Source organism: Streptomyces sp. NPDC001903 (genome assembly GCF_042891345.1).
Lineage (GTDB): Bacteria > Actinomycetota > Actinomycetes > Streptomycetales > Streptomycetaceae > Streptomyces.
The window spans coordinates 33,015-58,564 of record NZ_JBIASZ010000009.1 but is presented as its reverse complement, the minus strand read 5'-3'; the positions used below and the strand labels follow the sequence as shown (position 1 = coordinate 58,564).

Below are 25,550 nucleotides of genomic sequence, written 5' to 3'. Positions count from 1 at the left end.
GACGAAAGGGGCTTTCACTCCTTACGAAACGCGGACGCCGTGCCCGATCCGGGGAGGGCGCCGTGCACGCGGAGCGGGGTGGATGTCAGGCTGTGGCCATGGCAGTCAGCAATACGCACAGCACGGACGGCGCGCGAACGCCGGACCTCGCCGGCGGCGGCAACATCCTGGTCGTGGACGACGACCCGACCGTTTCGGAGGTCGTGGCCGGATACCTCGACCGCGCCGGTTTCACCGTGCGCCTGGCCGCCGATGGACCGGCCGCCCTGCGCGCCGCCGAGGAGCAGCGCCCGGACCTGGTGGTCCTCGACCTCATGCTGCCGGGCATGGACGGGCTGGAGGTCTGCCGCCGGCTGCGGGCGCGCGAACGCGCCGCCGGCCTGCACGGCGGTCAGGGCGCCGCCCCGCCCGTCCCGGTCATCATGCTCACCGCGCGCGGCGACGAAGACGACCGGATCCTGGGCCTGGAGGTCGGCGCGGACGACTACGTGACCAAGCCCTTCAGCCCGCGGGAGCTCGTCCTGCGCGTGCAGTCGGTCCTGCGCCGGGCCGTCCCCGCCGCACCGGCCGCGGGCCCCCTGCTCACCGCGGCCGGCCTGAGCCTGGACCCGGCGGCGCGCCGTGTGAACAAGGATGGCCAGGAACTCGCCCTCACCCTGCGGGAGTTCGACCTCCTGGCCTTCTTCCTGCGGCACCCCGGTCAGGTCTGCGACCGGGAGCGGCTCATGCGCGAGGTCTGGGGCTGGGACTTCGGTGACCTGTCCACCGTCACCGTCCACGTCCGCCGGCTCCGCGGCAAGATCGAGGACGACGCGGCGAACCCGCGGCTGATCCAGACCGTCTGGGGCGCCGGATACCGCTTCGACACCCACCCGACCCCGGCGGTACCCGCCGCGGCCCCGAGAACGGCGGACGGCCATGACCATGCGTGATCAGGACCTGCTGCTGATCGCCCTGTACGCGCTCCTCGGCGCGGGCGGCGCCGGAGCGCTCGGCGCCCTCGCCCTGCGGATACTGCGCAGGCGCAGCGTGGCCGTCTCGCTCGCCGTCGTGACCGCCGTCGCCGTGTCCGCGATGCTCGCGGGGACGCTCGCGGTGGCCTGGGCGATGTTCCTCTCCTCCCACGACCTGACCGTGGTGACGGTGGTCGTCGCGGTGGCCGCCGCCGTCTCGCTGGGCACCGCCCTGCTGCTGGGGCGGCAGGTCGTCCGGCGCTGCCGTGAACTCGTCGACGCCGCGCGCGTCTTCGGCGAGGAGGGCACCTTCACCACGCCCCCCGTGCCGGCCCCCGCCGAACTCGCCGCGCTCAGCCGCGAACTGGCCGTGACCAGCGAACGCCTGGCGGAGTCCCGGGAGCGCGAGCGGGCCCTGGAAACCTCACGGCGCGAGCTCGTCGCCTGGATCTCGCACGATCTGCGCACCCCGCTGGCCGGTCTGCGCGCCATGTCGGAGGCGCTGGAGGACGGCATGGCCGCCGACCCCGCCCGCTACCACCGGCAGATGCGCACCGAGGTCGACCGCCTCAACTCCATGGTCGGCGACCTCTTCGAGCTCTCCCGCATCCACGCGGGCGCCCTCAGCCTCAGCCCCACCCGGTTGAACCTCTACGACCTGGTGGGCGACGCGCTGGCCGGCACCGACGCCCTCGCACGCGAGCACGGCGTACGTCTGGTCGGCGACGGGATCGCCTCGCTGCCGGTGGAGGTGGACGGCAAGGAAATGACCCGCGTCCTGTCGAACCTGCTGGTCAACGCCATCCGCCACACCCCGGCCGACGGCACGGTCGCGATCGCCGCCGAAGCCCGCGAAGGGGCGGTGGTGCTGTCCGTCACCGATGCCTGCGGAGGCATCCCCGAGGAGGACCTGTCGCGCGTGTTCGACACCGGCTGGCGCGGGACCCAGGCCCGCACCCCTCCGGGGGGCGCGGGCCTGGGCCTTGCGATCGTGCGGGGCATCGTCGAAGCGCACGACGGGCACGCGGACGTCCGCAACGTCACCGGGGGCTGCCGCTTCGAACTCACCCTCCCGGCGCCCGCGTAGAAACAGGTCACGGCTGCTTCGCGCAGGTCAACGTCACGTTCTCGCTCTGCCCCCGGTCAGGTTGGAATCCGGCACGTGCAGGGTGAGGAACACCGTCACCGTGTCGGTGTTCGCCAGTACCGATCCGTTGACCGCCTTGAAGAGGGACACGCTCTCGATGCCCGGCGTGAACTCGGCCGAGCCCGAGGCGATCGGGTCGGCGCTGGAGTTGTAGGTCCAGTAGTAGCGGACCTTCCCGTTCCCGCTGCCCGTGATCTTGCCGTCGAACTCGAACTTGGGCGGTGTGCTGCAGTCGACGACCGTCCCCGACTTGGTCAGGGCCTTCACCTCGACCTTGGTGACCTGCACGTTCCCCTTGCCGCCGCCCGGCTTCTCCCGGGGCGGCGTGCTGCAGTCGACGTGCTTGCCCTGCTTCGACCCGGCGTCGCGGTATCCGACGCCGTACGTGCCGTAGCGGACTCCCCGGCGGTCCAGTGAGCCCGATCCGTCCACCGTGCCCCGGAAGGACGACTTGCCCTGGACGTGGACCGACTGGTTCGCGGGGAACCCGCTGAGGTGCAGGTCGTAGCGTGTGTTCCCCTTGTCGCCCGACTGGCCGCCCCCGCCCGCGGTCAGCTCGCAGGAGGGAGCCATGGGCGTCCGGGCGGCTCCCGACCCCGCCGTACGGCCCTGGGCCGCGAAGGCGGGGGTGAGGGCGACGGAGGAGGCGAGCAGCGGGGCCACGAGAAGGATGAGACCCCGGTACCGGTTGGTCTGCCGATTCATCGTGCTGCCCTTCCTGAGAGGAAAGCCCCCGATGTCGGACCACACCAGGATATCGGGCAGGGGCGAGGGCGCCGCGGCGGCCGAGGGACACCCGGCCTAGGGGGTGTCCGCAAAGTCCCGCCTGCCCCGCGGCGCCCGGCACGCGCTCTCGGCGCACCGGGCGTAATCCCGAGTACGTCCAGTACACGGGCTTCCGCCCGGCACACCGAGAGCACGCACCGGACGCCGCGGGAGCGCCCTGCGGGCGCACGGCGCTCCTTTGCGGACACCCCCTAGCGGCCTTCCGCCCCCGCCGCCAGCTCCGCCATGCCCGTGGCGAACGGCACCACGGGACGCCAGTCCAGGTCCCGGCGCAGGCGTGCCGAGTCGGCGGTGATGTGCCGGACGTCGCCCAGCCGGTACTCGCCGGTGACCACCGGGTCCGGGCCCCCGCACGCGGCGGCCAGGGCCTTGGCCATGTCACCGACGGTCCGCGGATCGCCGCTGCCGACGTTGTACGCGGTGAACCCGGCCGGTGCGCCGGCCAGGGACCCCAGCGCCACGGCGTTGGCCGAGGCCACGTCCCGCACGTGCACGAAGTCCCGCCGCTGGCCGCCGTCCTCGAAGACGCGCGGCGCCTCGCCCCGTGCCAGGGCGGAACGGAACAGCGCGGCGACCCCCGCGTACGGGGTGTCGCGGGGCATCCCCGGCCCGTACACGTTGTGGTAGCGCAGCGAGAGCGCGGAGCCGCCGGTGGCCCGCGCCCACGAGGCCGCGAGGTGCTCCTGTTCCAGCTTGGTGGTGGCGTAGACGTTCCGCGGGTCCATCGGGGCGTCCTCCCCGACCAGGCCGGGCGCCAGTTCGGCGTCGCAGCGCGGGCAGCGCGGCTCGAACCGGCCGGCCGCCAGATCGGCCTCGGCGCGCGGCCCGGGCCGCACCACGCCGTGCGCGGCGCAGGCGTAGCGCCCCTCGCCGTAGACGACCATCGAACCGGCGAGGAGCAGCCGGTCCACCCCCGCCGCGGCCATCTCGGCCAGCAGGACCGCCGTACCGAGGCCGTTGGCCGACACGTACGCCGGCGCGTCACCGAAGTCCTTGCCCAGGCCGACCTTCGCCGCCTGGTGGCAGACCGCGTCGACCCCGGCCAGGGCGTCGCGCACCTGGCCGGGGTCCCTCACGTCCCTTCCGTCCTCCGCGAGATCGAACACCACCGGGTCGTGGCCGCGGCCGGCCAGCTCGGAGACGATGTGCGAGCCGATGAAGCCCGCTCCTCCAGTCACAAGTACGCGCATGGTCCGACGCTATGCCCCGGCCCGCCCGGACAGGCGCTCTCCCGGCCGCACGTCACGGATCCGTAAGACGTCCGGGATCCATGACAGGGTGGCCGGATGACGACCCGCGACGTGCACTCCTCCGATCCCCGTCCGGCCCCGGCCGGCGCCGAACCCTGGCCGGAGGGGCTCCGGGTCCACGACGATCTCCTCGCGGCGAAGTCACGCGTCTTCGATCCGTGCGGATTCACCTGCTCGCAGCCGGTTCCCGAGGCCGAGGGCGCCGCGTACGCCGCCTGCGCATTCACCCTGGACGGGCGGGCCGTCCGGTTCCGGGCGGCCAAGACGACCCCCACCAAGGCCGGCCAGTTCGTCACCGTGTGGAAGCGGTCCCCTGAGGGGCCCATCCGGCCCTTCGACACGGCGGATCGCGTGGACCTCTTCGTCATCGGCAGCCATGACGACCACGGCTTCGGCCAGTTCGTCTTCCCGGTGGACGCGCTGGCCCGGCACGGCGTCGTATCGGTGGACGGCGCGGGTGGGAAGCGGGGCTTCCGCCTCTACCCGCCGTGGGTGGCCACCGCCGGCCGCCAGGCCGACCGCACCCAGGCGTGGCAGGTGGAGTACTTCCTCCACCTGCCACCGGACGGCGCCGTCGACCTGGTCCGCGCCGCGCAGCTGTACCGCCGCTCGTAAGGGCCCGGCTCAGCCGGCGGCGGCGGGCGACCGGGGCGGCGCCTCGCGCTGGTGCGGAACCGGCGGGAGCGCCGACGCCTGGAGGCCGTCGTGGTGGAGCGAGACCGTCCGCGTGGGCGCGGGGATCGAGATGCCCTCCGCCCGGAAGCGCTCGTGCAGACGCTTGATGAACTCGTGCTTGATCCGGTACTGGTCGCTGAACTCGCCGACGCCCAGGATCACCGTGAAGTTGATCCTGGAGTCCGCGAAGGTGTGGAAGCGGACCTTGCCCTCGTGGTCGGGGACCGCGCCGTTGATGTCGGCCATCACGCTGTCGACCACGTCGAGGGTCACCCGCTCCACGTGCTCCAGGTCGCTCTCGTACCCCACGCCCACCTGGACCAGGATCGACAACTGCTGTTCGGGCTGGGTGAAGTTGGTCATGTTCGTCCGCGCGAGACGGTTGTTGGGGATGATCACCAGGTTGTTCGACAGGTTGCGGACCACGGTGTTGCGCCAGTTGATGTCGACGACGTACCCCTCCTCCCCGCTGCTGAGGCGGATGTAGTCACCGGGCTGCACGGTCTTCGAGGCCAGGATGTGGACGCCCGCGAAGAGGTTGGCGAGGGTGTCCTGCAGGGCCAGGGCCACCGCCAGACCGCCCACCCCGAGCGCGGTGACCAGCGGGGCGATGGACACGCCCACGGTCTCGAGCGCGACGAGCACACCCATCACGAGGACCACGATCCGCGTGATGTTGACGAAGATGGACGCCGATCCGGCCACGCCGGTCCGCGAGCCCGCCACCGACTGGACGAGGCCCGCGACGACCCGGGCGGCACCGAACGTGGCGATGAGGACGAGCACGGCGGTCAGGGACTGGTTCACGAACCCCAGGACCCGAGCGGTGAGCGGCAGGGTGGAAGCGGCCACGGCGACACCGGCGATGACCGCGGCCCAGGGGACGAGGGTGCGCAGCGCGTCGACGATGATGTCGTCCCCGTTCCACCGGGTCCGCTCCGCGTGCCGGCCGAGCCAGCGCATCAGGGCGCGCAGCAGCAGTCCGGCCAGGGCGCCCGCGGCCACCGCGATCCCGGCCACCAGCCAGTCGTGCAGGAGCAGTTCCCGGTTCAACGGACGCCCTCCGCTCGGCGCCGGACCGGGGGAGCGGCGACGGGCCACGCGGGCCGTCGTATGAGGTGTGTCGTCACCTTGTCACCTGTCAGTTTGTCGTGCGTGGAGCCGCGTTCGGGCGCGCGTACGCATTCCGGAACGGATGGCCATCCTGCCCCATGGCCGGCGGCCCCCCTGCACGCGGGCCGCCCTCAGGCGGCCGGGACCGTGGCCGTCGGGGTGTTCCAGCCGGAGATCCGGATCCTGGGCGTGGAGCCGTGCAGATCGGCGGTGCGGTAGGTCGCCGTCACGGTGGCCGATTCACCGGGCCAGAGGCTGATCTGGTTGTCGGACCACCGCACGGGCAGGACGGGGGCGTCCTTGTCGTCGACCAGGTGGAGATCGGTGAGCAGCGCCGGAGTGTTCCCGGTGCCGGTGTTGCGTACGGTGACGACCGTCGTGGAGGTCGACGGCGCGTCGGCGCCCGCGCTCGTCGTCGCCGTGGCGGAGACGGCGGCCTGCGCCATCGACCGCAGCCCGGTGAGATCGGCGTAGGCCGTGGTCGGGGTGTGCCACCAGTCGCTCTCGTCGTAGTCGAGGACGTCGCGGCGCGTGGAGAGCCAGTACACGTTGCGGCTCACCTCGCGCCCGGCGGCGTCGGTCAGGACCAGCCGCGCGAGATGGGTCGTGGACAGCCCGTCCACCGACGCCGGCAGGGTCAGCGCGACGGCCTTCGCGCCGTCCCCGCCGACGGCGAGGCCCGTCACCGTCCGGTCGTACTTCCGCGTCCCGTCCGTGTTGAAGAGGGAGACCCGCGCCGTCAGCCCCGACACCGGCGCCGTGCGGCGGTTGACGACGGCCACCGTCCGGTCGTCGTAGGAGTACTGGATGTGCAGGGGCTCGTTCGCCTTCTTCGCCCCGAAGTAGGCGCCGTTCTGGTCGAGGTACCGGTCCACGAGCTGCCAGTGCAGCGAGGTCCAGCCGCTGTTGAACATCCAGTAGATCAACCCCGTCGACGGCTTCGAGGCGTCGGTGGCGTTCCGCGCGTACGCCTCGTACTGCGCGCGGACGTTCTCGTACTGGGCGAGCTGCGCCTTGGCGACGTAGTCCTCCAGGCTGCGCGGGGCGCCGTACCGGGCGCTCAGCGCGTCGTCGTACAGCTTGAGCGTGGAGTACGTGCGCGAGGGCGAGCGGTGGTACTGCGGCGCGGCCGGGTCCTTCCAGAGGGAGGTCAGCTCGGCCGGGGACATCATGCGGCGCAGGGTGTCGAGGGTGGGGATGTCGGGGCCCGCGCTGGTCTCGGAGTTGAAGCCGGTGGCCCCGCCCTCCCGCTTGTCGTACCAGTAGCCGGGCGGCACCCAGTCGTACGGTCCCGGCATCCGCATCCCCGAAGCGCCGGTGAGCGGGGCCGACTTGGCGGCGGCCGCGGGGATCACGGGGGTGGGCCAGTCGGCGGCCTTCAGCGCCTCGACGTAGGCCCGCTCGATCTCCGCGTTCGGGGCGAAGTCGCTGCCGACGAGGAAGGAGATCACGCTGGGGTGATCGCGCAGGCGGGCGGCCTCGGCCGCCATGGAGGCCTTGGCCACGAGGTGGTCGGCCGAGGTCCAGCTCTCTCCGGCCTCGGTGCCGTTGACCTCCCCCTCCCATTTGGTGCAGCACTGCCAGCCCGGCAGGGTGAGGATCCCGTAGCGGTCGGCGAGGTCGAAGAACTCGTCCTGTTCGAGGTGCCCTTCCAGGCGCAGGGTGTTGAGGCCCAGGTCCCGTGCGTACGCGAGCCGGTCCTCGGCGTAGGCCGGGTCCCAGCGCAGCAGCTCGTCGGGGGACCAGCCGGCGCCGCGGATCAGCAGCGGCCGGCCGTTGACGGAGTACTGGCGGGCGCCGTCCTTGTTGAGCGGCGCCTGGACGCTGCGGATGCCGAAGCCGTGGCGGGTCCGGTCGGAGACGGTGCCGGAGGCGGCTCCGGCTCCCGTTTCGGCACCGGAGACGGTGACCGCCAGATCGAGCTCGTACAGCTCCTGGGCGCCCAGTCCGGCGGGCCACCACACCCGCGGCCGGTCGAGCCGCAGCTGCGGGGTGTCGGCCGGGGTGAAGGCCACCGTCTTCGTCTCGTGCGCGAGCAGGGGAACGTCCCGGCGGAAGGCGATCCCCGTCCCGATGGTGCCGGAGACCGCGGCGGTGACGGCCTCGGCCGACTCGTTGCGGACCTTCGCCTTCACGGTCAGGTCCGCAGAGGCCAGGGAGGGCAGCGCCAGGCTGGTCAGCACGTGCGCGTCGCGCAGGGCGACGGGGCCGCCGCGCCGCACCAGCACGTCGCGGACGATGCCCATGTTCTCGTCCGGCGGCGGCTGCAGCCAGTCGAGCCAGCCCATGGTGAGGTCCTTGCGGGGGTTGTTCGGCTTGATCCGGAAGGCCACCGCATTGGCCCCGGCCCGCACCAGCCCGGTGACGTCGAGCTCGTGGTGCGTGTACGCGCCGGCCACCGCGGAGGCCGTGGCGACCTGTTTGCCGTTGACGAACACGTCCGCGGCGGAGACGACCCCGCTGAAGTCCAGGTACGTGCGCGAGGAGGTGTCGGCCACGGTGAACTCGGCGCGGAACCACCACGGCACGGTGAAATCGGCGGCCGGGATCCGCTGCTGGTCGGTGGAGTAGAAGGGATCGGGATGGGTGCCGTCCGCGACCAGGGCGGCCAGCACGGTGGATCGCGGCCCGGCCGGGTGCCAGCCGGTCGTCGGGTAGCCCGGGGCGGAGACGAGGGCCGCCGCGTCCACGACCTCGGCCGTGGAGCGGATGGCGTAGCCGGACAGGGGCGTGGTGCTGCCCGGGGCAGAGGCAACGGCGGTCACCGCCCGGACCGGTGCGGCCCGGGGGTAGGGAGCCGCGGCCGGGGCACCCGCGAGGAGCGTGCCCAAGAGGCCCAGCACGGCCAGGACCGAGGCTTCCCAACGGACGGCTCGGACGGAAGAGGGGATCACGGTGGTCTCCGGGAGGGCTCAGGCGGCGACGGCGGCGGTGATCACGAGCGGGGGTGCGGCCCGCTCCGCGGTCCACGGGTAGCGGTCCAGGAGACCCGGGTCGGCGAGGGCCAGTGCCTCGTCCACCGTCGGCCGGCGCTGGGAGACCTCGCGGAAGCGGGCGCTCTCGAGGAGGACCGGCAGCCGGTCGAGGGGCCAGGCGTGGTTGCGCACCTCCTGCCAGGTGCCGTCCGTACGCCGCAGCCGCAGCGGCATCTCCTCGCCCGGCCGGTACGAGGCCCCCGCGTCGCCCACGCGCAGCGAGGCGTATTCCAGGGCCGTACAGGCGGGGTCCGTGGACAGCAGGACGAGCGGGGCTCCGGGCCGCAGCAGGCGGCGGATCTCGGCGAACACCCCGAGCAGGGCCTCCTCGGTCGGCAGCGAGGCCAGCACGTGATTGCACATCACCGCGTCCGCGCACCCGTCGGGCAGGCCCGTCACCCGGCCGTCCCTGACCAGGTGGAACTCCGCCACCGCCGGCGCCGTGCTCCGGGCCAGCGCCAGCATCTCCGCGGACGTGTCCACCCCCACCACCCGTGCGCCCAGCACCCGCGCGGCCCGGTCGGCCACTGCGCCGGGCCCGCAGCCGTAGTCCACGAGCACCTCGTCCGCGCCGACCCGGCGGGACAGGGCCTCGAACACGAACGGATAGCCGAGCAGCCAGTCCGTGGCCGCCTCCACCGCCGCGAAGGCCTCTGCCCCGGCGGGCCCGGACCAGGCGCCGCCCTCTTCCTCATGTCCCGCTGAGCCGTTGTTCACAGCTCCCCACTATCGGCCCGGCGGCCCGGGCGGCGGCTGCGGCGCGCCCGTCCGCCACCCCGACGGCGACGGTCGGCCAACCGGGGCGAGTGCGGTGCTGCTCCGGGGCGGCTGATGTTTCCGGCCGCGCGAGCCGGGCAGTGTGGTGGGCTCCGGCCCTCGAACGACGCGAAAGGCACGCCATGACCTCGCCTGTCGGCAGCGAGCCGCTCCCCAACGCCCGCGAGCTGTTCGACATCCCCGACGGCATCGCCTACTTCAACACCGCCAGCGTGGCACCGACCCTGCGCACCGGCCTCGTCGCGGGCGAGGCCGCCCTGCTCAAGCGGGCCCAGCCGTGGCGGCTCCTGGGCCCCGACTGGTTCAGCGGGGCCGAGCGGCGCCGGGCGCTGTTCGGGGACCTCATCGGGGCCGCCGCCGACGACATCGCCCTGGTGCCGGCGACCAGCTACGGGTTCGCGGTGGCCGCCGCCAATCTGTCCGCGCGGGCCGGCGAGCGGATCCTGGTCCTCGACGGCGAGTACCCGTCCGGGATCTACACCTGGTGGCGGTTCGCCGAGCGTACGGGGGCCTCGATGCTCACCGTCCGGCGCGAGAGCGGCCAGACCTGGACCGAGGCCGTCCTCGACGCCCTCGACGACGGCGTGGCCGTGGTCTCGGTGCCCCGGGTGCACTGGACCGACGGCGCCCTGCTCGACCTGGAGCGGATCGCCGAGGCCACCCGGGCCGCCGGCGCCGCCCTGGTCATCGACGCCAGCCAGTCCGTCGGGGCGATCCCCCTCGACGTGCGCACGCTGAAGCCCGACTTCCTCGTCAGCGTCGGCTACAAGTGGCTGCTCGGCCCCTTCGGGCTCGGCTACCTGTACGTGGCTCCGGCCCGGCAGGAGGGGCGGCCGCTGGAGGAGAACTGGATCGTGCGCAAGGACTCCGACGATTTCGGGCGGCTCGTGGAGTACCGCACCGAATACCAGCCCGGAGCCCGCCGCTTCGACGTGGGCGCGCGCACCGCCTTCGAGCTCACCCCGATGGCGCTGGCCGCCCTGGAGCAGCTGTCGGCCTGGACCGTCCCCCGGATCGCCGTCACCCTGGCGGCCACCACGGCCCGTATCGCCTCGGCGGCGCGGGAGCGGGGCCTGCCCGTCCCGTCGCCGCGGGGCCCGCACATGCTCGGCGTCACGGTCCCCGACGGCCTCCAGCAGCGCGTGGTGGCGGCGCTGCAGGAGGCGAACGTGTTCGTCGGTGCCCGCGGTTCGGCCATCCGCATCAGCCCCCACCTCCACACCACCGGCGCCGACATCGAACAGCTGCTGAGCGCGCTGGACGCCGCGCTGAACCGGCCGTGACCGCAGGGCCGGGCAGCCCTGCGGAGCCCTGTTCGGGTCCGAGACCCGTTCTGGTGGAAACGCACACGCGTGCGTAGCATTCCGGCGTCACGTCGCACCTTGAACGCAGCTTTCCACCAAGCGAGTTCGGAGGTCATCTTGAGAGCGAACCAGCGTGTCCCGCGTCGATTGGCGGTCCTGGCCGTCGGCTTGGCGGCCGTCCTGGCCGTCCCCGTCGCCACCTCGGGCGTGGCTGCCGCGCAGCCGGCTGCATCCGCGGCCGCCGCGGTGGCCGCCGCCCCGGTGGTGGCCTTCCCCGGCAACCAGGTCAACTACCAGTACGACAGCGCCCGGCTGCAGATGTCCGCCACCGGCGGCACGACCCCGTACGCATGGTCGGCGGCCAACCTGCCGACCGGCCTCACGATCAACGCCTCGACCGGTCTGATCTCCGGCCTGCTGCGCGGCAGCGGCACCCGCACCGTGACGGTCACCGCGAAGGACGCGGCGGGCGCCACGGGCTCCACCACGTTCACCTGGCGCGTGATCCGCGACGCCTGCCCGCGCTGCTGAACCGCCCGACCCAGCCCCGCGTCGCGGGCGGAGCCGGCGCCCGCCGCGGCCGCCCGCGCCGTGGGGCGCTCGGAAACCATCCGTGCGCCCCACGGCGTCCCCGTCGGGGAGGGGGTGGTGTTCATGTCAGAGGCTGAGCCGAAGGTGCGGGGACTCGCCGCGCTGGTGCCCGTCGTGGCGGCCGCGGCGCTGTACGGCTGGGCGCACTGGTGCTACGCCGGCGCCTCGGCGCCGTCCGCCGCGGTCGCGCTGGCGGGGGGCGCGGTCCTGCTCGTCGGCGCCTCGGTGGTGTACTTCGCCTGCGTCGGCGGGAGCCGGAGCCTCTTCGGGGCGCTCTTCCTGGCGCTCGGGCTGCTGCTCACCGTGACGGCCACGGACCAGGCCGCGGCGCGGGCGGAGGTCGCCCCCTGCGCCGTACGCGAGGTCCAGGAGCAGAAGACGAGTTCCGCCGGCGAGGGCCTCCCGGGGGAGCGGATCGTCTACCGCCACCTGTTGGACTGCCCGGGCGGCTACCCCGACGAGCTCACGGACGGCCGGCGCATCGCGGCCGCGGGCGGGGAGATCCGCGTGGCCTACGACCCCCGGCACCGCGTGTCCCCGGCGCTGGAGGGCGCGAACTCGCCCTGGGCGGCCGGTCTGGGCGCCGTGGTCCTGCTCGCCCTGAGCACCCTCGTCGCCGCGGCCGGTCCCTTCCGGGAGGTGTAGGCGGGCTACTGCGGCTACTGCGGCTTCGGGGGCACGTAGAACCCGGTCGTCGCGCGCACCGCCGCGGCCACGGCCGCCGCCGACTCCCCGGAGGCCGTGTGCGCCTCGCCCCAGGCCTCGCTGCTGCCCGTCATGAACGCCCGGGCATCGTCCGAGGCCATCCATGCCACCGCCTCCGAGGGGTGCACGGAATTGCCCGCCAGGTGCATCCCGAGACCCAGCACGGTGAGGTCCCAGCCGACACCGACCGCCCCGGGGCCGTACTGGTCCCAGAACTCGGGCTCCACCACCGCGACGTGTTCGAGCTCGAAGACGGTCCGCTCCGCGCCCTCGGGAGTCAGCCGCAGCTCCACCTCGCTGAACCCGGGCGCCTGGCCCATCACCCAGCTCACCCGGAGCAGCTTCGGCGGCTCGCACCGCAGGATCTTCCCGCCCGCGTTCCCCTCCGTCTGGTAGTGCCCGCCTTCCCGCAGGTCGCCGCTGACCGGGAGGAACCACCGCCCGAGCCGGTCCGGTCTCGTACAGGCCTCCCACACGTCCTCGACACCCGACGGGTACGTGCGGCGCAGCAGTACGGTCCGCGCCTCCTCGCCGCCCACCTCGCGGCGGCCGACCTCGCGGTGGATGTCGTTGATCTGTCCGACGATGTCGCTCATGGCGCCTCTCCTCTTTCCTGTTCCCGCCGCTCGCGGCGGCCCCGCGCGAGCTCCGTGCCCAGCGCGTCCAACCGCTGCTCCCAGAAGCCGCGGAACCTGTCCAGCCAGGCGTCGACCTCGCGCAGGGGCTCGGCCTGGACGGCGTACAACCGCCGGGTCCCTTCCGCCCGCACGACGGCGAAGCCGCTCTCCCGCAGCACCCGCAGATGCTGCGACACGGCGGGCTGAGAGATCCCGAACTCTTCCCGGATCACCTCGCTGACAGCTCCGGACGGCTGCTCGCCGGCTGCGAGCAGCTCCAATATCCGGCGCCGCACGGGGTCTCCGAGTACGTCAAAGGCGTGCACACCCGCCACTATGCCATCCTCCACTTATATAAGCAACGACTTAGATAACCGTCCGGCGGTCGACGCCGCCCTCGGCGATCGAGTGAATCCGCTTCCCCGGCGGACACGCCACCGCAGTCTGCCGGGCGGACGGATGACGGGGCCGGTACGGTCCGGTTCGATCCGGTTCGGTTCGACGCATCGAGGACGAGGAGGGCCGGACGTGCCCATCGCAACCGTCAACCCCGCGAACGGCGAGACGCTCAAGACCTTCGACGAGCTGGACGCCGGGCGGATCGAGCAGTGCCTGGCGACCGCCCACGCGGCCTTCCGCGGCTACCGCACGACGGGGTTCCCCGAGCGCGCCCGCCTCCTCGAGCGCGCGGCCGACCTGCTGGACCAGGACCGGGACGACATCGCCCGAACGATGACGATCGAGATGGGCAAGCCGCTCGCCGCCGCCCGGGCCGAAGCGGCGAAGTGCGCGAAGGCCATGCGCTGGTACGCGAGGAACGCCGAGGAACTGCTGGCCGACGAGCACCCCTCGCAGGCCGACGTGGCGGACGCCGGAGCCTCCCGCGCCCGGGTCCACTACCGGCCGCTGGGCGTGGTCCTCGCCGTGATGCCGTGGAACTTCCCCCTCTGGCAGGTGGTCCGCTTCGCGGCGCCCGCCCTGATGGCGGGCAACGCCGGGCTGCTCAAGCACGCCTCGAACGTGCCGCAGACGGCGCTCTACCTGGGCGACCTCTTCCGGCGGGCCGGCTTCCCCGAAGGGGTGTTCCAGACGCTGCTGGTCTCCTCCCGCGCCGTCGAGGGCATCCTGCGCGACCCCAGGGTCGCGGCGGCGACGCTCACCGGCAGTGAGCCGGCGGGCCGGGCCGTCGCGGCGGTGGCGGGCGACGAGGTGAAGAAGACCGTCCTGGAGCTGGGCGGCAGCGACCCGTTCGTGGTGATGCCGTCGGCCGACGTGGAACGGGCCGCGGCGGTCGCCGTCACCGCCCGGGTGCAGAACAACGGCCAGTCCTGCATCGCGGCCAAGCGGTTCCTCGTCCACGCCGACGTCCACGAGGAGTTCACCCGCGCCTTCACCGCCCGCATGGCCGCGCTGACCGTCGGCGACCCGCTGTCCGAGTCCACGGACGTCGGTCCGCTCGCCACCGAGCAGGGCCGCGCCGACGTCGAGGAGCTCGTCGAGGACGCCGTACGCCGCGGGGCGACGGCCCTGTGCGGCGGGCGGCGGCCGCAGGGCCTGCCCGACGGCCTGGAGCGGGGCTGGTTCTTCGAGCCGACCGTCCTGACCGGGATCACGCCCGAGATGCGCATCCACCGCGAGGAGGCGTTCGGGCCGGTGGCCACCGTGTACCGGGTGCGGGACCTGAACGAGGCGGTGGAGCTCGCCAACGACACGCCCTTCGGCCTGAGTTCCAACGTCTGGACCCGTGACGCGGCGGAACAGGAGCGCTTCGTACGGGACATCGAGGCGGGCGGCGTCTTCTTCAACGGCATGACCGCCTCCCACCCGGCCCTGCCGTTCGGCGGGGTGAAGCGCTCGGGGTACGGGCGCGAGCTCTCGGGCCACGGCATCCGCGAGTTCTGCAACACGACGACGGTGTGGCACGCGGCCGAGCCCGGCAACGGCTCGTAGCCGCCGCCGGGTCAGGACGGGGCGCTGCCCCAGCCGTGTTCCAGCAGGTCGAACACCTCGTGGAGGGCCTTTTGGGGATCCGCGTGGCCGCGGACCAGGCTCGGGCTCTCCATGACGAAACGGGCCAGCGCGGCGGTGCGGACGTCGCCCTCGGGGGCGCCGGTGGCCTCGGTGAGGGCGGCGACCAGGGCCTTCTCGTGCCGCAGCCACATCCGGTGCATGTACTCCTGCAGGGCGGGGGCCGAGTCCACCAGCGCCGTGAGCCGGGCGAACTCCGGGGTGTCCCGGCCGACCGCCACGACGGTCTGCGTCAGGTGGTCGCGCAGGGCGTGCAGGACGGACCGGCCGGGGGCGCGGTCGTGCACGGCCGCGATCAGCGCGGCCTCCTTGCCCTCGTCCTCGTCGAAGACGAGCGCCTCCTTGCTCGGGAAGTGCTTGAACAGGGTCGTGACCGCCACGTCCGCCGCCTCGGCCACGTCCCGGACGCCGACGTTGTCGAAGCCGCGCTCCGTGAAGAGCCGCAGGGCGGCATCCGCCAGAGCCTTGCGCGTCTGGGCCTTCTTGCGCTCGCGGCGCCCCGTCGTCTCGGTCATGCGGACCACCCTACCCTGCGGTGGCTAGCGACTCATTAAGGCTATCTGTTAGCCTTTTGGGTCCACCTCGTCCACCTCGTCCACCTCGTCCACCTCGTCGGCCTCGGGGCCGCAGGTTCCACTCCGGCATCGGGGGTAGGGGCCAGTGGTGGGGGAGTGGGCACAGGGGCGTCGGCACGGAACCGGAGGCATCGTGGACCCGGAGATGAGGGAGCGGATGGGATCGAGTGCCCGGACGAGGCGGCTCAGCCTGTACGGCGCCGCCACGGTCGTCGCGAGATGCCGCGCCTTCTGCCGCAGCGCGATCGAGGACTGGTCCTGGCCCGAACCGGAATGCCTCGGCGCCCTCACGGACGAAGAGCGGGACGCGGTGGTCGAGGACGTTCTGCTGCTGGTCTCCGAGGCGGTGACCAATGCGGTCAGGCACGGGGGAGGCCCCACGGAGCTCGTCCTGAGGCTCGGGTCGCGCGAACCGGTCGCGCCGTGCGAAGCGGTCGCGCCGCGGCGCGCGGGAGACCTGCGGATCGAGGTCAGCGACGCCAGCCGGGCACTGCCGCGGCGCCGGACCCCGACGCTGCTGGGGCTGCCCGGCGGATACGGCCTGATGGTGATGGAGCTGCTGGCCAGGCGCTGGGGAGTGATGCAGCGGGAGGCCGGGAAGACCGTCTGGTTCGAGGTGGCGGCCCCGGTTCCGGCCCGTGGGGCGCGAAGCCGCTGAGTCCGCCGTCAGACCCGGCCCCGACCCTTCCGGGGCGGATGCGCGCGCGGGCCGGCGCCGTTCGGGAAGTACGCGCAGGTACCCGTCAGCTCCAGCAGCCGCGACATCCGGGCGCTGATGTTCCGGACGCTGAACCGGGCGCCTGCCTTCCGGCGGGCTTGCAGCAGGACGTTCAGGCACGTGCAGTCGCAGAAGGTGACGCCGGCCAGATCGACCACCATCGCGCCGGGATGGGCACGCAAGGCGGAGGCCAGGGCCTCCCCGAGTTCCGGGGCGCAGTCCTGATCGATCTCTCCCGCGACGACGACGAGTGCGCCGCCCGCGCCGTCCGGTCGCACGCGGACGGTCGACCGCGGATCGTCAGCCCGCGCCGCCGTGGTGCCTTCCCGAGCTGCAGACATCTCCCGACTCCCTTGGCCCTGTCGGATCGCTGCATCTCGATCGTGCGCCGCGCGGGGTCATACGTCAAGAATTACTGGAAAAGTATTTCGTGGTTTCCTTTACACGTCTTCCATTACGCGATTGTCCTCACACGATTCACCTCACGCGATCCGCCATACGCGACTTGTCTCACATGAATGGGGCGGCGCATGATGGAGGAATGGCAAGCAGCTCGGAGCTCCGCCCTTCCTGGACGTTCCTGACCAACCACGCACGGGTCCTCGTGACGATCTCCCGAGATCCGGGGATCCGCCTGCGTGACGTCGCGGCCACCTGCGGACTCACCGAGCGGACGGTCCAGGCGATCGTCGCCGACCTCGAAGCGGACGGATACCTCAGCCGCTCGCGCGACGGCAGGCGCAACCGCTACGAAATCGCCGAAGGGGCGATGTTCCGGCACCCGGCAGAAGCCGGCCACGAGGTCGCGGGCCTCCTCGCCCTGCTCGCCGAGGACACGTCCTCGATGCCGCAGTAGCGCGCGGGACACACGCAAAGGAGCCTCCCGGCGCCGTGAGGGCGCTCGGGAGGCTGCGCTTCACCGACGGAATGCGTCAGTCCTTGAGGGTGTCCTTGATCTTCTCCTTGGCCTGACGGGCGTCACCCTTCGCCTTCTCGGCGCGGCCCTCGGCGGTCATCCGTTCGTTGCCGACGGCCCGCCCTGCCGTTTCCTTGAGCTTGCCCTTGGCCTGCTCACCCTTGGCCTTGGCCTTCTGTTCACCGGACATGGTGGGTCCTCCGCTGGGAAGGGAATTCCGGACGCTCTGGCGTCTGACCCGGATGGGCCACCGTAAACGTGCCGCTCCCCGATCGAAGGCCATCGAGGTGCGAAGTTGCCCGTGGCGGTCGGCGGACACGGCCGTCGCACCACGTTCCGTCCCGTCCCCGGATGTTCGAGGAGCCGGCCATGGTCCCGCGTCCCGCCCCGCACGTGCCTTCGTCCGGTGGTCCCGGGCGCCGCTCACTGCTGCTGGGCACGGCGGCCTGGTGCGCCGCTGCCGCCGGGTGCGGGCAGGGTACGGGGCCCTCGGCAGCGATCCCGCCCGCCGCGGGAGCGCGTACGCCCGCCGGAGCCGCGCCCGCCACACCGCAGGCGCCCGCGTCCCCGCGGGCCCTTCCCGCCGCGGTTCCATGGCGTCCGGGGCCGGGCGAGATCGAGCCCGCGGCCAAACTCGCCGCTGTACGGCTCGTCGAGGCGCTCGGGACCTGGCCGGCGGGGCGGGGCGGCCGGCGCGAAGCGGCGGCCAGAGCGGCGGCGCTGGGGATCTCCCCGCCACGGGCCGCCGAACTCGCGGCCGAGGCGGGGCCGCTGACCCCGGCGGCGGACCAGGCGGTCGTCCGCGTGATCGACGCCCAGTACGGCGGGCTCCTGCCCGACTCCGCGAGCGTCCTGGTCCCCTGCGCCCAGTCCACCCGGACCGGGTCCGCCGTACGCGAGGGCGGAACCACGATCGACGTACGCCTCGAGCGCACCTCCGCGGGCTGGGCCGTGACCGCGCTCCGCCCCGGACGCCCGGGGCCCGCGGCCCCCCTCGGCGCCTCGGCGCGGGCCGTGCTCGCCCAGCCCCGGATCGAGCTGCCGCCCGCCTCGGCCGCCGACATCCGCAGCGGCGCGGTGCACGAGAGCGTGCTGCGCGCGATGCTCCGCCTCGCGGACGCCCACCGGATGTCGGTCAGCGTGGTGCGGTCCGGACACCCGCTGAACGTGTTCGGCACCGATCGGCCGAGCGACCACCCCGTCGGCCGTGCCTTCGACGTCTGGGCCGTCGACGGCCGCCCCGTCGTCGACCCCGCGACGCCGCGGAGCCTCGTCACCGCGTTCATGCGCGCGGCCGCCGCCGCGGGCTCGTACAACGTCGGCGGCCCCGTACAACTTTCGGGTGGAACCCGGCCGAACCAGTTCTTCTCCGATGCCACGCACCACGACCACGTACACGTCGGTTTCGCCACCTGAAGCCGCCCCGCCCCGGCACAAGGGGGTGAACACGCCCGGCTTCGGCCCCGGATGCTTGTAGCATTCCTGCCCATGTCGAAGCCTGACGACCTGCTCGTCGCCATCGCTGCCGCCGTGGAGTCGCAGCAGACCAATCAGATGTCGTTGACCGTCCTGGTGCACGGGGCCGTCATCACCGGCCGCCTCGCTCCCGAGAGCGCGTGGCGCCGACGGGTGGCCGAGGTCCTGGCGGACTCGGACCGCCTCGGTACGTTCGCCGGCCTGTTCATGGGCGCCGAAGACGGCGATACCCCGCGGAAGGCGCCACCGCCACCCTCCTACCTGCACTTCCACGTGGCCAGGATCCTCCAGGGCACCGTGGGCATCCCCGAGACCGGCGGGATGTACCGGATCGCGATCAAGGACGTCAGTGCCTGGACGATGGGCGACTTCAGCTACTCGGAGGCCGACTGACACCGGAGGCCGAATGATTCGAGGCGCCTTCCAGGCATGAAACGCGGCGTGGATGGTACACGCAGGATGTCCTGGTGCGCTGAGGTGCCGGGGCGCCTGGAGGTAGTCGTGATTGTCCTCGGAGTGATCCTGCTGATCCTAGGGTTCGTCTTCGGAATCTCGATTCTTTGGACGATCGGCCTGATCCTGGTCATCATCGGCCTGGTTCTTTGGGTCCTCGGTGCTGTCGGGCACGCGGTGGGAGGTCGCAAGCACTATTACTGACGGCGGCCCCCACCCGCCGGCGGCCGAGCGCTGCGCCATACGAGCGAGTGGGCGGCACGTCGCCGTTCCGGGCACTGCCTCCCGGGGCAAGGTCGAACGCAGGCCGGCCGAAACCGGCCGGGCCCAGGCGTCGACCAGGGAACGGGAGTCAGTGCATGGGGCAGCGGATGAACCAACAGACGTTGATCGCGATGGCCGCGGTGGGCCTCGGCCTGGGACTGCTGGTCCCGGGAGTGCCGGCGTCCGCCGCGCCGGCGGGCACGCCGGAGCCGGCATCGAACGCGGCCACGCTCACCGAAGCCGCCAACGCGCACGTGCAGGGCGTCGTGGTCAGCCGCGTCGCCCTCCACGTACGGGCCAGGGCGACGACCTCGGCGACGGTCCTCGGCTCGCTGGACCCGTTCGAGAAGGTGCAACTGTCCTGCCAGGCCAAGGGCTCCACGGTGGAGGGCAACAACATCTGGTACCGGCTGCACGGCGAGCCCGGCTGGGTCTCGGCCCGCTTCGTGCACAACTACACGCCGGTCCGGTGGTGCTGACGGGCGGCCCTGCCTGATCCGAAGGACACGGCCTAATCGTCCGCGGGCGAGCGGTCGCGCCACAGCCGGCCGAGCCGCAGCCGCGGACCGCGGGCACGCTGCGTACGGGAGTGCCGGTCGAGCTCCTCCACGAGCCGTTCCGAGCGCTTCTCCACCCCCAGTTCGTCCAGTACCCGGTCGGCTTCAGCGAGCAGGGCCCCGTACAGCTGCCAGGTCCCGGGCCTCGCCCGAGCCTCCTCGCGCAGGAGCCGCGCGGCCCGCTCGCGGCTGATCCGGGCCGCCGCGAGCTCCTGCGTCAGCCGGAGCTCGGCCTCCTCGGCGCTCGTGCTGATCTGCGCGGTGATCAGTACGGCGAAGTTCTCGACGGCGCTCGCCATGTGCGCGAACAGCTCCCGCAGCGCCTGGGCGAGGTGGTCCTGGAAGAGCGGGCCGTCCGTACGCGTCTTGGCGAGGTCGGTCAGCGTGCGGCAGCAGACCCGCAGCACCACCGCGCAGATCTCCAGGGTGTCCAGTCCCGTACGGAGTACGAGGCGGAAGAGGAGCCCCTCCTTCACCCGGGGGTTGAACCGCAGGCTGTCCTCGGCCTGGCGCAGCGCCGCGTCCACGTCCGCGATGTCGTTGTCCAGCCGCCGCGCCTCGTGCAGCCGGGCGGCCGCCTTCTCCACCGGGGTGTGCTCCGCCAGCTCGTCGCCGAGGTGGACCAGCAGGTCGCCCATGCGGCGGGCGAGCGAGGTGATCGCCTCGCTCGCCGGTGCCACCCAGACGGGCGGCGTGAGGAAGACGTTGAACAGGAGCCCCACGACCGCACCGATCAGCGTCTCCAGCACCCGGTCCCAGGCGGTGGCCGCCACCTGCGTCACGCCGAGCACCAGCATCGCGCTGATCGCGACCTCGGGGACGAACTCGTCGACCCGTACGAGATGGCCCACGACGAGCGAGGTGAGGATGACCAGCCCCAGGCTCCACCAGGTGAGCCCCACGAGGGTGCTGAACCCGATGGCGACGAGGACACCCGCGACGACCGAGTTCACCCGGCGGATGCCGGTGGTGAGGGTGGTGTAGAGGGTGACCTGGACGACGAGCAGCGCCGTCAGCGGTGCGGTCAGCGGCGCCGGCTCGCTGCTCAGCCAGAGCGCGACGACGTAGGACACCACGGCTGCCGCCGTCGACCGGACGGCCTGTACGACGACGGGCTCACGGCGGCGGCTGACGAGGGTTCGTACGGTGACGATGACTTCGGGCATACGTGCCAGCCTTCCCGGACTCGGCGGCACCACGCGTCACACGGATCAAGACGGCACCACCGTACGCGAGGCGGTTCCTCCCGGCTTCCCGCCGGTCGTCCCGAGCCGCGCCCCTACTCCGTACGGCCCACGCCGTCCTCCCACCCGGGCGGCCCGGCCTCGGAGCCGGTCGCGCGGGCCGGGGCTAGGGTGGATCGGGGGGAGGTCGAGGGAGGTCGGAGCCGGTGTCGACGTCAAGCCATGAGGTGTTCGGGGCGCCGTGCTGGGTCAGCCTGATGACCGGCGACCTCGATGCCGCGCAGCGGTTCTACGGGGCCGTGCTGGGCTGGGGGTTCCGCCCCACCCGCCTCGGCGAGGGGTTTTCCGTCGCGATGCGCGACGGGGCGCCGGTCGCCGGCATCGGTGGGCTGGCCCGGCGCCTGGGGGTCCCGGTGGCGTGGACCCCGTACTTCGCCGTCGACGACGCGGACGTCACCGCCGCCCGGGTGCGCGAGCGCGGCGCCACGATGGGGGTGGGCCCGCTGGCCTTCGGGACCGGCCGGGCCGCACTCGCGGCCGATCCCGACGGCGCGGTCTTCGGGTTCTGGCAGGGCGAGGTGATCCCGGACTGGACGGCGCATCCCGGCGGCGCCGCCGCCTGGCTCGAACTGCGCACGCGGGACGCCTTCGCGGCGGCCGTGTTCTACGGCGAGGTCCTGGACTGGGCGTGTGAGCGCTCCGGGTGCTGCGACGTCTCGTACGAACACGACCACGTCGTCATCCGCCGCGGCCGCGACACCGTCGCCGTGATCAGCGGCGGAGCCGTCGAGGAGGCCCCGGACCCGCAGGTCCGGCCGCGCTGGCACGTCCACTTCGACGTGCCGGACCTCGAAGCCGCGGTGGAGACCGCCACCCGGCTCGGCGGCCGCACCGTCTCACCCGTCCACACCACGCCTACGAGCCGCCGGATCACCCTGGCCGACCCGGACGGCGCCCTCTTCACGATCGTGGCGCTCCAGGACCCACCCGGAGGAAGCCACCGGGCGAAGGGCCCGGCGGCTTCCTGATCCGGTCTGATCCGCAAGACACCCCTAGCCGCGGGCGGCGAAGGCCTTCGTGAAGGCGAGCGGCTCCTGGACTATGGACGAGCACGTCGCGTCGGCCGAGTTCTTCGCGCCGCCCGGGCACTGCTTGTCACGGGCGCCCGACCACATCGCCAGCCAGCCGAGGCCCTTGGAGCGGGCGAAGTCCACGAGCTGCTTGGCGTCGTCCACCGTGAAGACCTCGCCGGCGACGTCGTTGACGCCGATCATCGGGGTCACGGCCACCGCCTTCCACGCCGCGGCGTCGCTCAGGCCCAGTACGCCCTTGATCTGCGCCTGCGTCGCGGTGGCCGCCTGGATGGCGTAACCGCCCATGTCGCCGCTGTACGCCGGGCCGTAGTCCATCGCCATGATGTTGACGGCGGACACCGCCACCCCGTTCTGCTTGGCGTTGGCGATCAGGTCGACCCCCGGCTGGGTCAGTCCCTCCGGCATCACGGGCAGGGTGAAGGAGACGTCGAGCCCGGGATGGGACTTCTGGAGCTGCGCGATGGCCTGCGCACGGCGGCCGTTCGCCGCGGTGTCCGGCAGGGCGGCACCCTCGATGTCGAAGTCGACCTTGGTCAGCCGGTACGTGTCCACGACCTTGCCGTACGCGGCGGCGAGCTCGGCGGGGGAGCCGCAGACCAGGCCCAGCTCGGAGCCCGCGGCGCCGCCGAACGACACCCGCACGTCCCCGCCCTTGGCCCGCAGGGCGGAGATCTGGGAGGCGACCCGGTCGTCGCCGAGGGCCGTGACCCCGCCCCACAGGGGGGAGCAGCCGCCGCCGGAGGTGACGAAGGCCAGGTTGAACTCCTTCACCCCCGTCCGGGCGGCCGTGTCCAGCAGGTCGAAGGCCGGGTAGAGCGAGGTGTCCACGTACGGCGCGAACCCGGCCGGCGTGCTGCTGCCGCCGCCCGGGGGCACGGTCGGCGTCGGCTTCGGCGTCGGCTTCGACGTCGCCGTGGGTGCGGTGGTGGCCGTCGCCGTGGGTGCGACGGTCGGCGCGGTGGTCGGTGCGGTGGTGGGCCGGCCGCTCGGGCTGGGCGTCGGCCCGGTGGCCGGGGAGCACTTCTCCTTGTTGATGAGGCATCCCGTGGGACTGCCCGCGGTCCCGCTCGCACTGGTCACGAACCCGACGGTGACGGAGGCGCCGGCCGTGAGGCCGGCCGTGTCCCAGCGGGGCGGCTTGACCGTCACGTGCTGCCCGTTGACGGTGTGTTCACCGTTCCAGAGGGAGGCGAGGGAGGTGCCGGCGGGCAGGTCGAACTCGAGGGTCCAGTCCTTGAGCGTTCCGCCGCTCCGGTTGGTGACGACGTACTGGCCGGTGTAGCCGGTGGTCCAGCTGCTCGCCTTGGTGAAGGTCGCGCCGACCGACGCGGCCTGTGCGGTGCCGGTCAGGGCCACGGCGGTGCCCGCGACGGCCGCCGCGACGGCCAGCGCCGCGGCCGCCTTGGTCTTGGCACTCGTCGTACGGCGATGGGAATGGCCAGCCATGAGGACCTGCCTCCGTGCTCGGGGGATGGGGGTTCGAGCAGCACGCTAGCGACCGCAAAACGGACGAATGTGCGGTTCGGGCTCCGGTCCCGCGTTCTTGAGGCCGCCTTAAGGAACGGATCGGAGAGGGTTAATGACCTCTGCCCGGCGGGGACTTCCTTCCCGTGCGCCGCGCAGGGTGGCCCGGTGCCCCCGTGGTCAAGGAAGCCGCCGGTCACCCCGCCCGTCGACGTAAGACTTTCGTCATCCGGAGATCCTGGATCCCGGATCTCCGGCCGCATTCAATGTGAGGGAACGCAACGACGAAGAGGGGCTGGCATGACGGGGACGACGACGGGCGCGGCGGCGGGAACGGGGAGGCGCCGGCGCCGTCGGCTGCTGGTGGGGGTGCTGACCGCGGCCACGCTGGTGCTGGGCGCCGGTCTGTACTGGGCCCAGCCGTGGAAGCTCTGGCAGAACTCCACGGTCAACGAGGCGCTGCCCACCGCCTCCGCCGCTCCGGCGCCCGGCTCCTCGCGGCCGGGAGCCGACCCGGCGCAGGGCCCGCAGACCATCTCCCAGGGCTCCCTGATCAGTCACGAGCACGCCACCACCGGCACGGTGAGGCTCATCAGGCTACCCGACGGCTCGCGCACGCTCCGCCTGGAGAACCTCGACACCAGCAGCGGCCCCGACCTGCGCGTGTGGCTCACCGACGCGCCCGTGAAGGAGGGCGCGGACGGCTGGTTCGTCTTCGACGACGGCAAGTACGTCAGCCTGGGCAAGCTCAAGGGCAACAAGGGCGACCAGAACTACGAGATCCCGGCCGATGTGAACCTCGCCGACTACTCCAGCGTCACCATCTGGTGCGACCGTTTCAACGTGTCCTTCGGCGCAGCCGCCCTGCGGGCCGCCTGAACGCCCGTCCCGCGGGCGGCCTGAACCCCCGCCCCCTCAGCCGAAGGTCTCGCGAGCGCCGGGGGCGAGCCAGCGGAGGCGGTCGCCGACACCGGCCGCCACGAAGGCCGCGGTGATCTCGTCGCGGTCCTCGCCGAAGTGCTCCCACGACGCGTAGTGGACGGGGACGACCGTACGGGCGCCCAGCGCGCGGGTCAGCGCCGCGCCCTGGGCCCCGTCCATGGTGATGAGCCGGCCGTCGCCGAAGGCCGCGATGCGGGCGGCGCCGAGGTGCAGGAGCGCGGTGCCGATGCCGAACCGGTCGGCGATGCCGTCGAGTTCGTCCACGTACACGGTGTCTCCGGAGATGTAGAGCGCCTCCTCCTCGCCCTCGGCCTCGACGACGAAGCCGATGACCTCGCCGACCGGCCCGTGGACGCCCGGGGTGGCGGTGATCCGCAGGGTGGTGCCGCGCACGGTGAGCTCGTACGAGGCCCACGGGACCAGGCCCACGGCCTGGTCGCCGAGGCGGGCCGCCCCGCTCGCCGTCGTCAGGACGGGCCGCCCGGGCAGCAGGGTGCGGCCGGCGGTGTCCAGGTTGTCGGGGTGGTCGTCGTGGCTGAGGAGGACGGCGTCGATCGGCGGCAGGTCCGCCGGGGCGAACGCCGGGCCGGCCGTGCTGCGCAGGACGACCGGACCGTGGCGGTACTCGGCGGGGGCGGCGTCGAAGACCGGGTCGGTCAGCAGGCGTACGCCTGCCACCTCCAGCAGGACGGTCGCCGTGCCTATGTGGGTGGCGGAGAACTTCACGGTGGTGGCTCCAGGGTGGGTGGGGTGGGCGTACGGGACCGTCGCCGCACCGGTGGGCGGTTCTCTCAGGCGGCGGTGCGGAACCGGCTGCGGTACTCGCCGGGCGAGGTGTCGAGGCGGTCGCGGAACACGCGGTGCAGGGACTCGACCGAGCCGAACCCGCAGGCGGTTCTCTCAGGCGGCGGTGCGGAACCGGCTGCGGTACTCGCCGGGCGAGGTGTCGAGGCGGTCGCGGAACACGCGGTGCAGGGACTCGACCG

The 25,550-nt window shown here is 72.9% G+C and carries 28 protein-coding genes; 15 read left to right on the top strand and 13 right to left on the bottom strand.

What is annotated here, in order from left to right:
• Window positions 1–98: 98 nt before the first annotated feature.
• Together ACFYZS_RS20990 and ACFYZS_RS20985 are read left to right on the top strand one after the other, a co-directional pair.
• Window positions 99–932: a response regulator transcription factor gene (locus tag ACFYZS_RS20990; RefSeq protein WP_389014519.1), complete on the top strand. Its 834-nt coding sequence runs from the start codon at window positions 99–101 to the stop codon at window positions 930–932.
• The gene (locus tag ACFYZS_RS20985) at window positions 919–2,040 is read left to right on the top strand and encodes a sensor histidine kinase (RefSeq protein ID WP_389014517.1); all 1,122 of its coding nucleotides are present in this window, start codon (window positions 919–921) and stop codon (window positions 2,038–2,040) included. The genes ACFYZS_RS20990 and ACFYZS_RS20985 overlap by 14 nt, the downstream gene beginning before the upstream one ends.
• 33 nt (window positions 2,041–2,073) lie before the next feature.
• On the opposite strand, the gene ACFYZS_RS20980 is transcribed toward ACFYZS_RS20985, so the two are convergent.
• A complete protein-coding gene (locus ACFYZS_RS20980; RefSeq protein WP_389014514.1) occupies window positions 2,074–2,805 on the bottom strand; it encodes a hypothetical protein in 732 nt (243 codons plus the stop codon).
• A 272-nt stretch (window positions 2,806–3,077) separates the two neighbouring features.
• Window positions 3,078–4,076 carry an NAD-dependent epimerase/dehydratase family protein gene (locus tag ACFYZS_RS20975; protein ID WP_389014511.1) on the bottom strand — a complete coding sequence of 333 codons (999 nt, stop codon included), beginning with the start codon at window positions 4,074–4,076 and terminating at the stop codon, window positions 3,078–3,080.
• 96 nt (window positions 4,077–4,172) lie between these two features.
• Here ACFYZS_RS20975 and ACFYZS_RS20970 point away from each other — a divergent pair, with 96 nt between their 5' ends.
• Window positions 4,173–4,751, top strand: coding sequence for a MepB family protein (locus ACFYZS_RS20970; protein ID WP_389014509.1), 579 nt, complete (start codon window positions 4,173–4,175; stop codon window positions 4,749–4,751).
• Between the two features lie 9 nt (window positions 4,752–4,760).
• Here the strand turns inward: ACFYZS_RS20970 and ACFYZS_RS20965 are convergent, their stop codons facing one another.
• The 3 genes from ACFYZS_RS20965 to ACFYZS_RS20955 all read right to left on the bottom strand — a co-directional run bounded on the left by ACFYZS_RS20965 (window position 4,761) and on the right by ACFYZS_RS20955 (window position 9,616).
• On the bottom strand, window positions 4,761–5,864 hold the full coding sequence (locus ACFYZS_RS20965; RefSeq protein ID WP_389014506.1) for a mechanosensitive ion channel family protein: 1,104 nt from the start codon (window positions 5,862–5,864) through the stop codon (window positions 4,761–4,763).
• 191 nt (window positions 5,865–6,055) lie between these two features.
• The gene (locus tag ACFYZS_RS20960) at window positions 6,056–8,818 is read right to left on the bottom strand and encodes an exo-beta-D-glucosaminidase (RefSeq protein ID WP_389014503.1); all 2,763 of its coding nucleotides are present in this window, start codon (window positions 8,816–8,818) and stop codon (window positions 6,056–6,058) included.
• 18 nt (window positions 8,819–8,836) lie between these two features.
• Complete coding sequence (locus tag ACFYZS_RS20955) at window positions 8,837–9,616, bottom strand: class I SAM-dependent methyltransferase (RefSeq protein ID WP_389014500.1); 780 nt, start codon at window positions 9,614–9,616, stop codon at window positions 8,837–8,839.
• 182 nt (window positions 9,617–9,798) lie between these two features.
• Here ACFYZS_RS20955 and ACFYZS_RS20950 point away from each other — a divergent pair, with 182 nt between their 5' ends.
• The 3 genes from ACFYZS_RS20950 (at window position 9,799) to ACFYZS_RS20940 (ending at window position 12,216) form a co-directional block, all read left to right on the top strand.
• Complete coding sequence (locus ACFYZS_RS20950) at window positions 9,799–10,959, top strand: aminotransferase class V-fold PLP-dependent enzyme (protein ID WP_389014497.1); 1,161 nt, start codon at window positions 9,799–9,801, stop codon at window positions 10,957–10,959.
• Window positions 10,960–11,097: 138 nt separating this feature from the next.
• Entirely contained in the window at window positions 11,098–11,511 is a 414-nt protein-coding gene (locus ACFYZS_RS20945) for an Ig domain-containing protein (RefSeq protein ID WP_389014495.1), read from the top strand.
• A 123-nt stretch (window positions 11,512–11,634) separates the two neighbouring features.
• On the top strand, window positions 11,635–12,216 hold the full coding sequence (locus ACFYZS_RS20940) for a hypothetical protein (protein WP_389014492.1): 582 nt from the start codon (window positions 11,635–11,637) through the stop codon (window positions 12,214–12,216).
• A 14-nt stretch (window positions 12,217–12,230) separates the two neighbouring features.
• Here ACFYZS_RS20940 and ACFYZS_RS20935 read toward each other — a convergent pair whose 3' ends face one another.
• Both ACFYZS_RS20935 and ACFYZS_RS20930 read right to left on the bottom strand, forming a co-directional pair.
• Window positions 12,231–12,872 carry an SRPBCC family protein gene (locus ACFYZS_RS20935; protein ID WP_389014489.1) on the bottom strand — a complete coding sequence of 214 codons (642 nt, stop codon included), beginning with the start codon at window positions 12,870–12,872 and terminating at the stop codon, window positions 12,231–12,233.
• Complete coding sequence (locus ACFYZS_RS20930; RefSeq protein WP_376018071.1) at window positions 12,869–13,228, bottom strand: ArsR/SmtB family transcription factor; 360 nt, start codon at window positions 13,226–13,228, stop codon at window positions 12,869–12,871. Before ACFYZS_RS20930 ends, ACFYZS_RS20935 begins: the two co-directional genes overlap by 4 nt.
• A 193-nt stretch (window positions 13,229–13,421) precedes the next feature.
• Between ACFYZS_RS20930 and ACFYZS_RS20925 the strand changes: the two genes are divergently transcribed.
• A complete protein-coding gene (locus ACFYZS_RS20925) occupies window positions 13,422–14,843 on the top strand; it encodes an NADP-dependent succinic semialdehyde dehydrogenase (protein WP_389014486.1) in 1,422 nt (473 codons plus the stop codon).
• An 11-nt stretch (window positions 14,844–14,854) separates the two neighbouring features.
• Here the strand turns inward: ACFYZS_RS20925 and ACFYZS_RS20920 are convergent, their stop codons facing one another.
• Entirely contained in the window at window positions 14,855–15,436 is a 582-nt protein-coding gene (locus ACFYZS_RS20920) for a TetR/AcrR family transcriptional regulator (protein WP_389014483.1), read from the bottom strand.
• 217 nt (window positions 15,437–15,653) lie between these two features.
• On the opposite strand from ACFYZS_RS20920, the gene ACFYZS_RS20915 reads away from it, so the two are divergent.
• On the top strand, window positions 15,654–16,154 hold the full coding sequence (locus tag ACFYZS_RS20915; protein WP_389014480.1) for an ATP-binding protein: 501 nt from the start codon (window positions 15,654–15,656) through the stop codon (window positions 16,152–16,154).
• A gap of 8 nt (window positions 16,155–16,162) precedes the next feature.
• On the opposite strand, the gene ACFYZS_RS20910 is transcribed toward ACFYZS_RS20915, so the two are convergent.
• Complete coding sequence (locus ACFYZS_RS20910; RefSeq protein ID WP_389014478.1) at window positions 16,163–16,555, bottom strand: STAS domain-containing protein; 393 nt, start codon at window positions 16,553–16,555, stop codon at window positions 16,163–16,165.
• Between the two features lie 200 nt (window positions 16,556–16,755).
• Here ACFYZS_RS20910 and ACFYZS_RS20905 point away from each other — a divergent pair, with 200 nt between their 5' ends.
• Complete coding sequence (locus ACFYZS_RS20905; RefSeq protein ID WP_389014475.1) at window positions 16,756–17,070, top strand: helix-turn-helix transcriptional regulator; 315 nt, start codon at window positions 16,756–16,758, stop codon at window positions 17,068–17,070.
• Between the two features lie 76 nt (window positions 17,071–17,146).
• Here ACFYZS_RS20905 and ACFYZS_RS20900 read toward each other — a convergent pair whose 3' ends face one another.
• On the bottom strand, window positions 17,147–17,320 hold the full coding sequence (locus tag ACFYZS_RS20900) for a CsbD family protein (protein WP_365957780.1): 174 nt from the start codon (window positions 17,318–17,320) through the stop codon (window positions 17,147–17,149).
• A 179-nt stretch (window positions 17,321–17,499) separates the two neighbouring features.
• On the opposite strand from ACFYZS_RS20900, the gene ACFYZS_RS20895 reads away from it, so the two are divergent.
• From ACFYZS_RS20895 to ACFYZS_RS20880, 4 genes are all read left to right on the top strand, one after another.
• Window positions 17,500–18,546 carry a hypothetical protein gene (locus ACFYZS_RS20895; RefSeq protein ID WP_389014472.1) on the top strand — a complete coding sequence of 349 codons (1,047 nt, stop codon included), beginning with the start codon at window positions 17,500–17,502 and terminating at the stop codon, window positions 18,544–18,546.
• A 72-nt stretch (window positions 18,547–18,618) separates the two neighbouring features.
• Window positions 18,619–18,999, top strand: a complete 381-nt coding sequence (locus tag ACFYZS_RS20890; protein ID WP_389014469.1) for a hypothetical protein — start codon at window positions 18,619–18,621, stop codon at window positions 18,997–18,999.
• A 108-nt stretch (window positions 19,000–19,107) separates the two neighbouring features.
• Complete coding sequence (locus ACFYZS_RS20885) at window positions 19,108–19,263, top strand: DUF6131 family protein (protein ID WP_389015156.1); 156 nt, start codon at window positions 19,108–19,110, stop codon at window positions 19,261–19,263.
• Between the two features lie 167 nt (window positions 19,264–19,430).
• A complete protein-coding gene (locus ACFYZS_RS20880) occupies window positions 19,431–19,802 on the top strand; it encodes an SH3 domain-containing protein (protein ID WP_389014466.1) in 372 nt (123 codons plus the stop codon).
• Window positions 19,803–19,834: 32 nt separating this feature from the next.
• On the opposite strand, the gene ACFYZS_RS20875 is transcribed toward ACFYZS_RS20880, so the two are convergent.
• On the bottom strand, window positions 19,835–21,046 hold the full coding sequence (locus ACFYZS_RS20875) for an aromatic acid exporter family protein (RefSeq protein ID WP_389014463.1): 1,212 nt from the start codon (window positions 21,044–21,046) through the stop codon (window positions 19,835–19,837).
• A 275-nt stretch (window positions 21,047–21,321) separates the two neighbouring features.
• Here ACFYZS_RS20875 and ACFYZS_RS20870 point away from each other — a divergent pair, with 275 nt between their 5' ends.
• Entirely contained in the window at window positions 21,322–22,092 is a 771-nt protein-coding gene (locus tag ACFYZS_RS20870) for a VOC family protein (RefSeq protein ID WP_389015153.1), read from the top strand.
• A gap of 24 nt (window positions 22,093–22,116) precedes the next feature.
• Here the strand turns inward: ACFYZS_RS20870 and ACFYZS_RS20865 are convergent, their stop codons facing one another.
• Window positions 22,117–23,604 carry a cellulose binding domain-containing protein gene (locus tag ACFYZS_RS20865; RefSeq protein WP_389014460.1) on the bottom strand — a complete coding sequence of 496 codons (1,488 nt, stop codon included), beginning with the start codon at window positions 23,602–23,604 and terminating at the stop codon, window positions 22,117–22,119.
• Window positions 23,605–23,922: 318 nt separating this feature from the next.
• On the opposite strand from ACFYZS_RS20865, the gene ACFYZS_RS20860 reads away from it, so the two are divergent.
• A complete protein-coding gene (locus tag ACFYZS_RS20860; protein ID WP_389014457.1) occupies window positions 23,923–24,501 on the top strand; it encodes a DM13 domain-containing protein in 579 nt (192 codons plus the stop codon).
• Between the two features lie 36 nt (window positions 24,502–24,537).
• Here ACFYZS_RS20860 and ACFYZS_RS20855 read toward each other — a convergent pair whose 3' ends face one another.
• Window positions 24,538–25,290 carry an MBL fold metallo-hydrolase gene (locus ACFYZS_RS20855; protein ID WP_389014454.1) on the bottom strand — a complete coding sequence of 251 codons (753 nt, stop codon included), beginning with the start codon at window positions 25,288–25,290 and terminating at the stop codon, window positions 24,538–24,540.
• Between the last annotated feature and the right edge of the window lie 260 nt (window positions 25,291–25,550).